The 13,575-nt window shown below is 67.2% G+C and carries 12 protein-coding genes; 3 read left to right on the top strand and 9 right to left on the bottom strand.

What is annotated here, in order from left to right; genetic code table 11:
- Positions 1 to 3: 3 nt before the first annotated feature.
- Together dnaN and AC1DPF_RS01365 are read right to left on the bottom strand one after the other, a co-directional pair.
- Entirely contained in the window at positions 4 to 1,119 is a 1,116-nt protein-coding gene (gene dnaN / locus AC1DPF_RS01370; protein ID WP_477867895.1) for a DNA polymerase III subunit beta, read from the bottom strand.
- Between the two features lie 185 nt (positions 1,120 to 1,304).
- Entirely contained in the window at positions 1,305 to 1,874 is a 570-nt protein-coding gene (locus AC1DPF_RS01365; protein WP_477867897.1) for an outer membrane protein, read from the bottom strand.
- Between the two features lie 141 nt (positions 1,875 to 2,015).
- On the opposite strand from AC1DPF_RS01365, the gene AC1DPF_RS01360 reads away from it, so the two are divergent.
- Positions 2,016 to 2,513, top strand: a complete 498-nt coding sequence (locus AC1DPF_RS01360; RefSeq protein ID WP_477959306.1) for a hypothetical protein — start codon at positions 2,016 to 2,018, stop codon at positions 2,511 to 2,513.
- Positions 2,514 to 2,544: 31 nt separating this feature from the next.
- On the opposite strand, the gene AC1DPF_RS01355 is transcribed toward AC1DPF_RS01360, so the two are convergent.
- From AC1DPF_RS01355 to AC1DPF_RS01335, 5 genes are all read right to left on the bottom strand, one after another.
- Positions 2,545 to 4,953: a ligase-associated DNA damage response DEXH box helicase gene (locus AC1DPF_RS01355; protein ID WP_477959304.1), complete on the bottom strand. Its 2,409-nt coding sequence runs from the start codon at positions 4,951 to 4,953 to the stop codon at positions 2,545 to 2,547.
- Positions 4,954 to 4,998: 45 nt separating this feature from the next.
- Positions 4,999 to 5,802 carry a hypothetical protein gene (locus AC1DPF_RS01350; RefSeq protein ID WP_477959302.1) on the bottom strand — a complete coding sequence of 268 codons (804 nt, stop codon included), beginning with the start codon at positions 5,800 to 5,802 and terminating at the stop codon, positions 4,999 to 5,001.
- Between the two features lie 274 nt (positions 5,803 to 6,076).
- Positions 6,077 to 7,459, bottom strand: coding sequence for a phosphoglucomutase/phosphomannomutase PgmG (gene pgmG / locus AC1DPF_RS01345; RefSeq protein WP_477959485.1), 1,383 nt, complete (start codon positions 7,457 to 7,459; stop codon positions 6,077 to 6,079).
- A 45-nt stretch (positions 7,460 to 7,504) separates the two neighbouring features.
- Positions 7,505 to 7,930 carry a J domain-containing protein gene (locus AC1DPF_RS01340; RefSeq protein WP_477867905.1) on the bottom strand — a complete coding sequence of 142 codons (426 nt, stop codon included), beginning with the start codon at positions 7,928 to 7,930 and terminating at the stop codon, positions 7,505 to 7,507.
- Complete coding sequence (locus AC1DPF_RS01335) at positions 7,900 to 8,691, bottom strand: division plane positioning ATPase MipZ (protein WP_477867907.1); 792 nt, start codon at positions 8,689 to 8,691, stop codon at positions 7,900 to 7,902. The genes AC1DPF_RS01340 and AC1DPF_RS01335 overlap by 31 nt, the downstream gene beginning before the upstream one ends.
- 113 nt (positions 8,692 to 8,804) lie before the next feature.
- Between AC1DPF_RS01335 and panC the strand changes: the two genes are divergently transcribed.
- Positions 8,805 to 9,647: a pantoate--beta-alanine ligase gene (gene panC / locus AC1DPF_RS01330; RefSeq protein ID WP_477959300.1), complete on the top strand. Its 843-nt coding sequence runs from the start codon at positions 8,805 to 8,807 to the stop codon at positions 9,645 to 9,647.
- 250 nt (positions 9,648 to 9,897) lie between these two features.
- Positions 9,898 to 10,194: a hypothetical protein gene (locus tag AC1DPF_RS01325; RefSeq protein WP_477867911.1), complete on the top strand. Its 297-nt coding sequence runs from the start codon at positions 9,898 to 9,900 to the stop codon at positions 10,192 to 10,194.
- 6 nt (positions 10,195 to 10,200) lie between these two features.
- On the opposite strand, the gene AC1DPF_RS01320 is transcribed toward AC1DPF_RS01325, so the two are convergent.
- Together AC1DPF_RS01320 and AC1DPF_RS01315 are read right to left on the bottom strand one after the other, a co-directional pair.
- Entirely contained in the window at positions 10,201 to 11,478 is a 1,278-nt protein-coding gene (locus tag AC1DPF_RS01320; RefSeq protein WP_477959298.1) for a dicarboxylate/amino acid:cation symporter, read from the bottom strand.
- A gap of 63 nt (positions 11,479 to 11,541) precedes the next feature.
- Complete coding sequence (locus AC1DPF_RS01315) at positions 11,542 to 13,566, bottom strand: TonB-dependent receptor plug domain-containing protein (RefSeq protein WP_477959296.1); 2,025 nt, start codon at positions 13,564 to 13,566, stop codon at positions 11,542 to 11,544.
- Between the last annotated feature and the right edge of the window lie 9 nt (positions 13,567 to 13,575).

Here is a 13,575-nt window from a genome sequence, read left to right as displayed (position 1 = left end):
GTGTCAGACCCGCATCGGCATGAGGACGTAGAGCGCGGACGCCTTGTCGTTTTCGCGGATCAGCGTCGGCGCTGCGGCGTCGGCCAAATGGACCTCGACCGTGTCGCCTTCGATCTGCCCGAGGATATCGAGCAGGTAGCGCGCGTTGAAGCCGATCTCGAAGCCGGTGGCGCTATAGTCGCCGGAGACTTCCTCGGCGGCGGTGCCGTTTTCCGGGCTGGTGACCGACAGCGTGATCTTGTCGCGATCGAGCGCCATCTTGACCGCGCGGGTCTTCTCCGACGCGATCGTGGCGACGCGGTCGACGCCCTCCATGAAGCTCTTCGGATCGAGCTTGAGCAGCTTGTCGTTGGCGGTCGGGATCACCCGGTTATAATCGGGAAAGGTGCCGTCGATCAGCTTGGAGGTCAGGATCGCGGTGCCGAGGCCGAAGCGGATCTTGGTCGACGACAGCGAGATGTCGACCGAGCCGTCGACCTCGTCGAGCAGCTTGCGCAGCTCGCCCACGCATTTCCGCGGGATGATGATGTCGGGCATCCCCTCCGCGCCGTCGGGGCGGGCGATGGTGACGCGGGCGAGGCGGTGCCCATCGGTGGCCGCTGCCTTGAGCACCGGCGCGACGCCGTCGTCCTGGACGTGGAAGAAGATGCCGTTGAGATAATAGCGGGTCTCTTCGGTCGAGATCGCGAAGCGGGTCTTGTCGATCAGCTGCTTGAGCGTCTCGGCGGGCAGCTCGAACTTCGTCGGCAGCTCGCCTTCGGCGATCATCGGGAAATCGTCCTTCGGCAGCGTCTGCAGGTTGAACCGCGCGCGGCCGGCGACGACCAGCATCTTGCCATCGGCGGCGGACAGCTGGACCTGGCTGCCCTCCGGCAGCTTGCGGGCGATGTCGAACAGCGTGTGCGCCGATACGGTGATCGCGCCCGGCTGGTCGATCGCGGCCGCCACCACCTCGACGATCTGCAGATCGAGGTCGGTCGCCATCAGCCTGAGCGTGCCTTCGGCGGTCGCCTCGATCAGGACGTTGGACAGGATGGGAATCGTATTGCGGCGTTCGACCACCGACTGGACATGCCCCAGGCTTTTCAGAAGCGTCGCGCGTTCGATCGTTGCCTTCATGGATTGCCCCGGCATCCCCGCTGTTCAAATGGAACCCGGTTATAGCGCGGCTTTGCCGCCTCGCCAGTGCAAAGGTGCGATTGGCCGGGGATAAATCCCGTTCGTCCGCGCCGCTGGCGCCGCAGACACGAAAAAGGGCCGGATCTCCCGCGATCCGGCCCTTCCTCGGCGGCTCGCGCCTCCGATCAGAAGCGGAAGCCGAAGCCGCCGACGACCTGGTTGCGCGAGAAGCCATTCTCATAGTTGGAATAGCGATATTCGGCCTTCACGAAGGCGTTGGTGCCGAGCGCATATTCCGCACCTGCGCCGACGCGGACGCCGTCGAGGTTGGTCTTGCCCAAGGTGGTGCGGGTGGTGCCGTCATTGGCGGTCAGCTTGGCCTGGGCGTTGGTATAGCCGGCCTTTGCGTAAAGCAGCGTCTTGCCGCCAACGACAGTGCCGATGCGGCCGCCGACATAGAGGTCGCGGCCCGCCTTGGCGCAGATGCGCGGATCCGCGACGGTCGTGGAACCGGCGCAGGTGCGAACGTCCGAATCCGAAGCTTCCGCCTCGACGCCGACCAGGCCCATCCCTGTCTGGAAATCATAGCCGGCACCCAATCCATAGTGGACGCCGTCATCATGCCCGTTGTTGGACACGCGGTCCCAGCCGGCAAGGCCTTCGACGCGGGCTCCGGTGAAGGGCGCCTTGTCCTGGGCAAGGGCGGGGGCTGCTGCGCTGGCCGCGAAGAGGGCGGCGACAACGATGCTACGCATTGTATAACTCCATCTATAACCTCGTCCCCGGAAAGATGTTGGGGACGTGGGGGGCCTAGTGCACGAACCCGAAGGCGGTTGCATGAACCTCACATAAACAACGAAAAATGTTGCATTTCTGCCACTTTCGAAAGGTTGGGGTTGACAAGAATCGGGGTCCGGATTTGGGGGCTGCTTTGCCTGCCGCTGCTCGTTTCGGCCGCGCCGCCGGGCCGGGTCGCGCTGGGAATTTTTTCCGGCTGGGGCGCCTTTCGCGACGCCGAGCCGCCGCGCTGCTATGCGATCGCGGCCCCCGAACGGCGCGGTGACGGCCACTGGCAGAGCTTCGCCTCGGTCGCGATCTGGCCGCGCCAGCACGTCAACGGGCAGGTCCATTTCCGCCTGCGCGAGCCGCGGGCGCGCAACAGCCCGATCCGCCTGATCTTCGGCGACAGGAGCTTCCCGCTGGTGGCGGCAAGCCTCGATGCCTGGGCGCCCGACCCGCGCACCGACGCCGCGATCATCGCGGCGATGCGCAGCGGGACGTCGATGCGGGTGGCGTGGGTGTCGAAGGAAGGCCGCGACCGATCCGACGGCTACCTGCTCAAGGGCGTCGCGACCGCGATCGACGCGGCGGCGATTGGCTGCGCGCGGCGCTGAACTTCCTCTCCCGCGGGCGGAGGGTTGAAGGTCACTCCCGCATCGCCACCGCCGCCAGCGCATCGGCCTCGATCAGCAGCACGTCGTCGGCCAGCCCCTGCGCCACCGTCTCGCGGCCGATCAGCACCAGCACCGGCACCGCCAGCGGGGAGACGCGATCGAGCTTCACATGGACGATCTTTTCCGCCGCGCGCTCGATCAGCGCGCCGAGCCGCCCGACATCGGTCATCTTGGCGCGGGCATCGGCCCAGGCGGCATCGAGCAGCAGATGGTCGGGCTCGTAGCGGCGCAGCACGTCGTAGATAAGGTCGGTCGAGAAGGTGACCTGCCGGCCCGACTTCTTCTTGCCGGGATGCTGGCGCTCGACCAGACCCCCGATCACCGCCACCTCGCGGAAGGCGCGCTTGAGCAGCGCCGAGCGCTCGACCCAGTCGACGAACTCCTCCTCCAATATGTCCGCGGAGAACAGGCCGGCAGGATCGGCGACCGGTTCGAGCGAATAGGTGGCGATCGCATAGTCGCTCGACACGAAGCCGAGCGGCGACAGGCCCATGCTCTCCATCCGGCGGGTCAGCAGCATGCCGAGCGACTGGTGCGCGTTCCAGCCCTCGAAGCTGTAGATCACCATATAATGCCGCTTTTCGTGCGGGAAGGTCTCGACCAGCAGCTCGTCGGGAGCGGGCAGGCGCGAGCGACGGCCCTGCACTTCGAGCCATTCGCGGACATCGTCGGGGAATCGCGGCCATTGCGATGGATCGTGGAGGTAGGCACGCACCCTATCGGCGAGATGGGTCGAGATCGGCATCCGGGCGCCGCCATAGGTAGGGATGCGCGCGGGCTTCGACGTGGCGCGGACGATCAGGTCGGTGAGGTCGATCTTCAGCACCTCGAGCGCCAGGCCCATGAAGAAGAAACAGTCGCCGGGCGACAGGGTGACGCCGAACCCCTCCTCGACCTTGCCGAGCGAGCGGCCGTTCTTGAAGCGCACGTCGAGCATCGGCGCCTCCACGATGATGCCGGCGTTGAGCCGGTGCTGGTGTGCGAAATTGGGGTGGCTGATCCGCCACAGCCCGTCGGGCGTGCGGGTCAGCCGGCGATATTTGTCGTAGGCCTTAAGCGCATAGCCGCCATTGGCGATATAGGTGAGGACCCGGTCGAACTGATCCTGGCCCAGGATTGCATAGGGCGCGGCGCGGTTGACCTCGGCGAGCATGTCCTCCGCTCGGAACGGTCCGGCGCAGGCTACCGCCATCACATGCTGGGCGAGCACGTCGAGGCTGCCGGCGCGGAACGGCTCATTGTCGAGATCGCCCGCCTCGATCGCGTCGAGGGCGGCCCGACCCTCGAGATATTCGAAGCGGTTGCCGGGCACGATCACCGCCTCGCTCGGTTCGTCGAGCCGGTGGTTGGCGCGGCCGATCCGCTGCAGCAGCCGCGACGCGCCCTTGGGCGCGCCCATCTGGATGACGAGATCGACATCGCCCCAGTCGACGCCGAGATCGAGGCTGGCGGTGGCGACCAGTGCGCGCAGCCGTCCCTCCGCCATCGCCGCCTCGACCTTGCGGCGCGCCTCCTTCGACAGCGAGCCATGGTGGATGCCGATCGGCAGCCCCATCGCATTGGCCTTCCACAGGTCCTGGAAGATCAGCTCGGCGAGGCTGCGGGTGTTGCAGAAGATGATCGTCGTCTTGTGGGTCTCGATCTCGGCCATCACCTGCTCGGCGGCATAGCGCCCGGAATGGCCGGCCCAAGGGATGCGCCCTTCCGGGATGAGGATGTCAATCCGGGGCGGGGCGCCGGGCTCGCCCTCGACCAGCGCTGCCTGCTCATAATCGCCATCGCCCGACAGCCAGCCGCGATAGGCATCGACATCGGCGACGGTGGCGGAGAGCGCGACCCGGCGCATGTCGGGCGCGAGCGCCGAGATCCGGGCGATCGCCAGCGCGAGCAGGTCGCCGCGCTTGGTCGTGGCGAAGGCGTGGACCTCGTCGATCACGATCGTCTTCAAGGTCGCGAACAGCGCCGCGCTCTCCGGATAGGAGAGCAGCAGGCTCAGCGATTCGGGGGTCGTCAGCAGGATCTGCGGCGGCTTTACCCGCTGCCGCGCCTTGCGGTCGGCGGGCGTGTCGCCGGTGCGGGTCTCGACCCGGATATCGAGCCCCATCTCCTCGATCGGCGTCAGCAGGTTGCGCTGGACGTCGACCGCGAGCGCCTTGAGCGGCGAGACATAGAGGCTGTGCAGCCCTTCCTGTGGAGTTTCGATCAGCTCCGCGAGCGTGGGCAGGAAGCCGGCGAGCGTCTTGCCCGATCCGGTCGGCGCGACCAGCAGCGCATCACGGCCTTCCCTGGCGGCGGCGAGCATGTCGAGCTGATGCCGGCGCGGGCCCCAGCCCTTGGCGGCGAACCAGTCGGCGAGGGGGGCGGGGAGCGAAGAGGGCATTATGCTCAAATAGGGTTCAGCCCCGGCATGCGCACTAGCTGGCTGTTATTTTGACGGGTCCGTCAGCGCCATTTCACCGTTCTCGACCTTCCAGATCGCATGGGTCGGCTGGACTCCGACATAGAGCGGCACGCCAATCGCATATTGCTGAAACACGTGAATTTCGGTCGGATGAGTATCGAGCAGATGGGTCAAATACATCCCCATCGGCTCATTGCCCGACGACGCCGGAGCCTTGTCTATCGTCAGACAGCTATTGGTGAACCGGCGCGACGATATCGCCTTCCCGGCAGCCGAAATGACGATCTCGAAATGGCCCCCAAACGGAAAACTGTCCGTAACGGTCTGCGGCGACAGGAAATAGACCGGAACGGACCCATCGGCTTCGGGAGGAAGCACGACGGTGTTGAAGTGTGAAGGGGTGCAAGGCTGCCAATCAGGGTGGCTTGCCATTTCCCGCCAAGCGGTGCGGAGCGCCGTTGCCATCGCCAGTGCCGGGGCGGGGAGCTCAGGAGCGTCCGTCTTCGGATAGACCTTCGCATTGCTGACGCTGTTGCCGACAACATCCGCCTCGTAGATCACGGTATCGGCCGCATCGCCCTTGCCGTGATAAAAGACATGATAGCCGCGAGCGGCTGCAACCACGATCCAGCCACCGATTTCAGCCCGGCGATCACGCGGCAGTCTGGCGACCAGATCATCGCTGGTGACCCAGGCCGCGCGATCATACCAGAACAGCGCGGTGCCGCGGCGCATCGCCTGTTCAACCTCAGCTTCCTGTGCGAGACCAATCGATGGGATGACGGCGCCCCACCACGCGCTGAACAGCATCGCCCATTTGTAACGCATGACCACCCCTCGCCGCCTTGCTACAGCTTAGCCCTGCCGGCGCCGATCGTCATCAGATGCGGTGAGAATCGCGATGAGCATCGAGCCTGGAGACAGGCCTTGTCCGGGGCTCGCAATCAGCTCCCCGATGGCAGGCAAGAAGCAGACCCGTACCCATCAAGTCCGTCACCCTGAACTTGTTTCAGGGTCCACTCTTCCGCTTGGCGAATCGCTCTCGCCGATGAGTGGATGCTGAAACGAGTTCAGCATGACGGCATAAGGAGGCGGGACGAGCTCAATGCCCCGCCTGCGGGCCGCGTTCCAAGCCAGATGCCGCGAGCTGCTCGTCGATCATCGCGAGCAGCCGGTCGAGCGCCGGCTGGTCCTTCGCCTCGGCGCGGGCGACGAGCACGTCCTGGGTGTTCGAGGCGCGCAGCAGCCACCAGCCATCGGGCGTGTTGACCCGCGCGCCGTCGGTGCGATTGACGGTCGCGCCGCTGGCTTCGAGCCGTTCGAGTACCTCGTCGATCACCTTGAACTTGCGGCTCTCGTCGACCTGGAAGCGCAGCTCGGGCGTGTTGACGAGCTTCGGCATCTTGTCCTTGAGCGCTGTCAGCGATCCGCCGAGCTGGCTCACCGCCTCGATCAGGCGCACCGCCGAATAGAGCGCGTCGTCGAAGCCGTACCAGCGATGCTTGAAGAAGATATGGCCGGACATCTCGCCGGCCAGGGGACTGCCGGTCTCGGCCATCTTGACCTTGATCAGGCTGTGTCCGGTCTTCCACATGCAGGGCGTGCCGCCCAGCTCGGCAACGCGGTCGAACAGCGCCTGGCTGGCCTTCACGTCGGCGATGATCGTGCCGCCGGGCACGTCCCTCAGCACCGGTTCGGCGAGGATCGAGAGGATCTGGTCGCCCCACACCACCCGGCCCTGCCCGTCGACCGCGCCGATCCGGTCGGCGTCGCCGTCGAAGGCGATGCCGAAGTCGAGGCCCTTGTCGGCGACGAGCTTCTTCAGGTCCGCGAGATTCTTTTCCTCGGTCGGATCGGGATGATGGTTCGGGAAGCGGCCGTCGATCTCGGCATATAGGACATGGTGATCGCCGGGAATGCGGCGGACCAGCTTCTCCAGGATGCGCCCGCCCGCGCCATTGCCATTGTCCCAGCCGATCCTGAACGCGCTGCCGCTGAAATCCTGCACCAGCCGGTCGACATAGAGATCCTCGACAAAGGCGTCGCTGACCGTGCCTTCGCCCTCTTCCCAGTCGCGGTCGGCCGCCATCTGCCCGATCGACTGGATCTGCCCGGCGAAGAAGGGCTTGTGGTGGAGCACCATCTTGAAACCGTTATAGTCGGCCGGGTTGTGGCTGCCGGTGATCTGGATGCCGCCGTCGACCTCGAGCGTCGCTTCGGCGAAATAGAGCATGGGGGTGGGGCCGAGGCCGATGCGGACGACGTCCACGCCGCTCTCGGTCAGTCCGCGCACCAGTTCGTCGCGCAGCGCCTCGGACGAGACCCGCCCGTCCCAGCCGACCGCGACGCGGGTGCCGCCGGCGCGGCGGACATGGCTGGCGAAGCCGCGGCCGATCGCATAGGCATCGGCGGTTCCCAGCGTCGTCCCCACGATCCCGCGAATGTCATATTCGCGCAGCGAGGTCGGGTCGAAGCGATGGGTCAAATTGGCCTCCATATAGGGAAAAAGGGCGAGCCGAGTGGCGGCGGCTCAACGTGGATAGCGCTTCGCCAGTTCCGCCAGCAAGATGTCGCGTGCCGCGTTGACCCGTCCGGCGAGGTCGGCCGAGCCGCCCTGGTCGGGATGGACCCGCGTTACCAGCCGCCGATGCGCGGCGCGAATGCTGTCGGCATCCGCCCCGTCCGACAGGCCGAGCACCCGGCGGGCCTCGTCCGGGTCCATCGCGCGCGACGAGAGCGGGCGAGCCTGGCTGCGCGCGACCAACCATATCGCCGGCAGGAACAGCAGGATCGCCAGCCACGGATCGCCCTTGGCCAGCAATCCGAGCCCGGCAAGCGCCGAGGCGCCGGCGAACAGTTGATTGCGATCGAGCCCGCGCCCCCAGGTCCACCAGGCGACCGCGCCGGCCACCAGCAGCGCGAGGATCACCCGGCGGCTGCCTGATGCTGCGGCCATTGCGACAGCGCAAGGCCGGATACCATCTCGCGCAGCTCCTGCCGCGCCGCGACATGGGCGATGCCGGCATCGCCGCCGATCGCCTTGAGATCGAGCAGCGTCAACCCCTTCGGGAAAAGCTCGCGGTAGATGACGCGTTCGGACAGGCCCGGGATCACCCGGAAGCCGACCCGTTTGGCAAGATCCTGCATCGCGTCCGCAACGCGGCGCATGTTGCGCGCCTCGAGATGCTGGAGACGGTTGCGCAGCAGCACCCAGTCGACGGTGCCGCCATCGACCCGGCCGCGCGCCTTGCGGGCCTCCCACACCAGTTCGGCATAGAAGCTGGGGCGGCGCACCTTGAAGGTTTCGGGATCGACCTGGCCGATCAGGTCGAGGTCGACGAAGCTGTCGTTGATCGGCGTGACCAGCGTGTCGGCGCGCTCGATCGCGGCGCGGGCATGTTCGTCGTCGCGACCCGGCGTGTCGATCACCACGATGTCGTGGTCGGCCGAGAAGCCGGCGATCATGTCGAGCAGGACGTGGCCGCGCGCCGAATCGAAGGTTTCGAAGCTCGGTGTCGCGAGCGCGGTGCCGGTGCGGCGCTCGGTCGCGATCCGGTTTTCGAAATAGCGGCTCAGCGTGCGCTGGCGGGTGTCGAGGTCGATCGCGGCAACCCGCTTGCCGGCGGCGGCGAGCGCCACCGCGACATGCACCGAGGTGGTCGATTTCCCCGATCCGCCCTTTTCGTTGGCGAAGACGATCAGATGGGCATTTGGCAAAGCTACTATCCCTTTACCGCACCGCGCTTGATCCCGCGGCCGGCCTTGTCCAAGGAGCGGTCTCACACCGCGTTCGACGTTAGCGGCACATATTCAAACGGGGTCTATAGTCGGTGGAAATCGTTCGGAACATAGCCGATCTCCGCTCCGCCACCGCAAAATTGCGGATAAGTGGCAAAGTCGCGCTGGTTCCCACCATGGGGGCGCTGCACGCCGGCCATATCGCGCTGGTCGACGCGGCGCGCGCGCGCGGATTCCAGGTGGTGGCGTCGATCTTCGTCAATCCCACCCAGTTCGCCCCGACCGAGGATCTCGATGCCTATCCCCGGCGCGAGACCGCCGACGCCGCGCTGCTCGAAGCGGCCAGCGCCGCTGTGCTGTGGGCGCCCGATGTCGTCACCATGTATCCGGCCGGCTTTGCGACCAGCATCGGCGTCGGCGGCGTCAGCGATCGTTGGGATGGCGCCGCCCGGCCGGGGCATTTCGCCGGGGTGGCGACGGTGGTGACCAAGCTGTTCCAGCAGGTGCAGCCGGATGCGGCCTTCTTTGGCGAGAAGGATTTCCAGCAGCTTGCGGTGATCCGGCGCTTCACCGCCGATCTCGACATGCCGATCGAGATCGTCGGCGTGCCCACCCAGCGCGACGATGACGGCCTCGCCCTCTCCTCGCGCAACGCCTATCTCACCCCCGACGAGCGCATCGCCGCACGCGCCCTGCCGCGTGCGCTGGGAGAAGCCGCGGCGGCGATCGAACGCGGCGGCGATGTCGCGACGGTGCTTGCGACGGCCGTCGCCCGCCTGGCGGATGCTGGTTTCGACCCGATCGACTATGTCGCGCTGGTCGACGCAACCACGCTCGAACCGGTCGAACAGCTCAAAGCGCCGGCGCGGCTGCTCGCCGCCGCGAAGCTCGGCCGGACGCGGCTGATCGATAACCTCGCGGTACGTCCAGCCTAGACCTTGATCGGTCCAGGCTGAATCAGCCTGAACCGTGAATCAAGGTCTAAACCATAGATGAGAGCCTGATTCACGCTCTCGACGGAAGCGCGATGCGCTTCCATCTCAAACGATCAGGCTCTAGCTCTCCGGGCACGGCGAGGGAGGAATGAGGAACATCCCTAAAGCTCGTCCTCATCGCGCCGTTAACCCTTGTGGGACGTGGACCGCAGCAAGGATCGCCACGCTCCCAGGTTGATGGGAGCGAGGTATGACTCACAGTCTCAAGTCGCAGCAGTTCCTCACCGAATCCCGCTTGCGGGACGCGATGTCGGGCGACATCGATGCCTGCTTCGAGCTGGGCGTCTCCTTCTCGGCGGGTGCCGACGGTTGCCCGCTCGATCTGATCGCAGCCCATAAATGGTTCAACATCGCGGCCGTTGGCGGCAACAGCCGTGCGATGGAATGCCGCGCCGAGATCGCCGAGGACATGACCGCGCGCGAGATCATCGAGGCGCAGCGCCAGGCGCGGGCGATGCTGGGCTTCGCGAACCGGCTGGCCGCCTGAGGAACCTCAGCCCAGCGCGGCCTTGAGCTGCTCCCGGTCCACCGCGCCCTCCCAGCGCGCGACCACCACCGTCGCCACCGCATTGCCGACGAAATTGGTCAGGCTGCGGCATTCCGACATGAAGCGGTCGATCCCGAGGATCAGGGCCATGCCCGCCACCGGCACCGAGGGGACGATCGACAGCGTTGCCGCCAGGGTGATGAAGCCCGCGCCGGTCACCCCGGCCGCGCCCTTGGACGAGATCATCGCCAGCAGCAGCAGGCTGATCTGCTCGCCCAGCGACAGGTGGACGTCGCAGGCCTGGGCGATGAACAGCGCCGCCAGCGTCATGTAGATATTGGTGCCGTCCAGGTTGAACGAATAGCCGGTCGGCACCACCAGTCCGACCACCGGCTTGTCGCAGCCCGCCCGCTCCATCTTGGCGATCAGGTTGGGCAGAGCGCTTTCCGACGAGGAGGTGCCGAGCACCAGCAGCAGCTCGTCCTTCAGATAGGCGATCAGCCTGAAGATCGAGAATCCGGCCGCCCAGGACACCAGCCCCAGCACGACCAGCACGAAGAACAGCGAGGTCAGGTAGAAGCAGAGGATCAGCCCGCCGAGATTGGCGAGCGCGCCGACCCCGAATTTGCCGATGGTGAAGGCCATCGCCCCGAACGCGCCGATCGGCGCCGCCTTCATCAGGATCGCGACCAGCCGGAACACCACCGCGGTCAGCCGCTCGAGCAGGTCGAGCAGCGGTGCGCCGCGTTCGCCGCTCAGCGACAGGGCGATGCCGAACAGGATCGCGACGAACAGCACTTGCAGGATCTCGCCCTCGGTCAAGGCCGAGACCAGTGTGGTCGGGATGATGTTGGTGAGGAATCCGATCAGCGTCTGGTCGTGCGCCTTCTCGGCATATTCGGTGACATGGCTCGCATCGAGCGCGGCGGGCGCGATGTGCATGCCGGTGCCCGGCTGCACGACGTTGGCGACCACCAGCCCGACGATCAGCGCGAAGGTCGACATGACCAGGAAATAGCCGAAGGTCTTGGCCGCGACCCGGCCGAGATCGCCGAGCTGCCGCAGGCCGGCGATGCCGGTGACCACCGTCAGGAAGATCACCGGCGCGATGATCATCTTGACCAGTTTGATGAAGGCGTCGCCCAGCGGCTTCAGCTGCGCGCCGATATCGGGGGCAAGCCAGCCGAGCAGCACGCCCAGCGCGATCGCGGTGAGCACCTGGGCATAGAGCGAGCGCCAGAACGGCGGATGGACCGGGAGCGCGGTTTCGCTGTCGACGATCATGGAAATCCTCCCCCCTGTCGGTCGAGAATGCGCGAATTCCTCGTCCCTGCCAAGGACGAGACGCTACATCTCGTAGCGCAGCGCCACCCAGAGCGTCCGGGGCGTGGCGCGCTCGACGGTGCCGTCGGCGCCAACCGTTGCCTCGACCCGCTTGTCGGCGAGATTTTCGCCCCGCACCTCGGCGGTCAGCCCCATGCCGAGCGGCGCCGAAGCCACGGCGTCGAAGGTCAGCGCATCATCGAGGATGCGGCTATTCTGGTCGTCTTCATACTGGCGGCCGATATAACGCAGCGTGCCGCCGATCCGGGCGAAGCCCGGGCGGTTCCATTCGATCGAGGCGCTGCCCTGGTCGCGCGGGATCTGCGCCGGGCGCAGCCCGTCGAGCCCCAGCGCCGCGCCGCTCGCCCGGACGCGGGGGGCGATGTGCGAGTAGCTCGCCTGCAGCCGCCACTCGCCGAGCATGGCCTGGCCATCGATCTCCACGCCGCGGCTGCGGATCGCGTCGACATTCTGGCGTCGGCGGGTGTTGGGCGCGATCGTGACGTTGGAGATCGCATCGTCGAGCCGGTTCGAGAAGAGCGTGGCCGCCAGCCGCCAGCCGGGCAGCGGCTGATATTCGAGGCCGCCCTCGATGCCCTTGATCCGTTCGGGATCGAGCAGCGGATTGGCGATCGTCGAGTCGCTGCCGGCCCGGAATGGCCGGTAGAGTTCGTTGAGCGTCGGCAGCCGCCAGCCGGTATAGGCGGCGGCCCGCACCGTGATTGCGCCGCGCGGTTTCCAGGCAATGCCGGCGCGGCCGGTCGCCTCGCTGCCCGAGCGGTCGGGATAGGCGGCGCTGTTGGCCGCGACCAGCGCACCGGTCGCGCGGCTGACCTCGGTCCGCCGGCCATCGCGCAGCTGCCAATGGTCGATCCGGCCGCTCGCGGTCAGGGTCAGCGTGTCGAGCGGGAGGACCGCGGCTTCGGCAAAGGCGCCGTAGATCGTCTGGCTGCCGCCGGCGAGCCGGTTGACATTGGTCGAGAACACCCGCTCCTCGGTGCGGCCGCTGACATGGCGGACGTCGCCGCCCAGCCGCAGCGTCCTGCCCGCGCCGATCGCGGGCCGAACCTCGAGCCGCGCGCCGACGCCGTTCGCCGGGACATTATATTGGTCGAGCGATTCGCTGACCGTCGCCCGGCCCGCGCCGATGCTGGCGAAACCGCTGGAAAACTCGCGGTGCTGCAGCCAGGCGGTCGCTTCCCAGCCCCATGCGCCATGGCCGACCAGCCGCAGCGAACTGTCGACGGCCAGGTTGGAATTGCCGGTGAAGGGCACGCCCCGGTCGCGCCGGTCGAGCAGGAAGGAGCCGTTCGCCTGCAGCTCGGTCTCGCTGTTGACCGGGATCACCGCGCGCGCGGCCAGCCGGCTCTGCCTGTAGCGGGCGGCGCGGTCGATCGGCCCGCGATCCTCGGCGACCACGGGGATGAAGCCGTCCCCGCGCGCATAGCCGCCCGACAGCATCGCGAAGCCGCCGCCGAGCTTCGCCGTCACGGTGCCGTCGGCGTCGATCGACTCGCGGCTGCCATAGGCGACCCCGGCGCTCAGCGGCGGCGCCTCCTCGGCGGAGATGCTCGCCAGCTCGATCGTCCCGGCCAGCGCGCCGGGGCCATGGACGCCGCTGCCGCCGCCACGCATCACCCGGACATGGCCGATCCGCGCCGGATCCAGCGCAGCCCAGCTTACCCAGCCGCCGAACGGATCGATCACCGGCACCCCGTCGAGCAGGATCAAGGCGCGGGTCGAGGCATTGCCGCCGAGCCCGCGCAGGGTGGCGCCCTGGCTCGTCGGATGTGCTGAGCGCGCGTCGGAGCGGCGGAACTGCTGGAAGCCCGCGGCATCGCGCAGGATATCCTCCATGCGGCCGCTCGCGGACATTTCGAGCCGGCTGCGATCGATGCTGATCACGTCATAGGCCGCGTCGCCGGGCGATGCGGGGAGACCCTGGCCGGTGACGACGATCTCGTCGCTGTCTGCGGCCAATGCGGGCGTAAGGGACAAGGCGGCACACGCCGTCGTCAAACTTGCTCGGATAAACTGGCGCACGATCATCCACCCCGC

The organism is Rhizorhabdus sp. P4_G6 (assembly GCF_056401045.1).
Note: the sequence above shows the minus strand (reverse complement) of the source record. Positions and strands in the feature narration are given on the sequence as shown.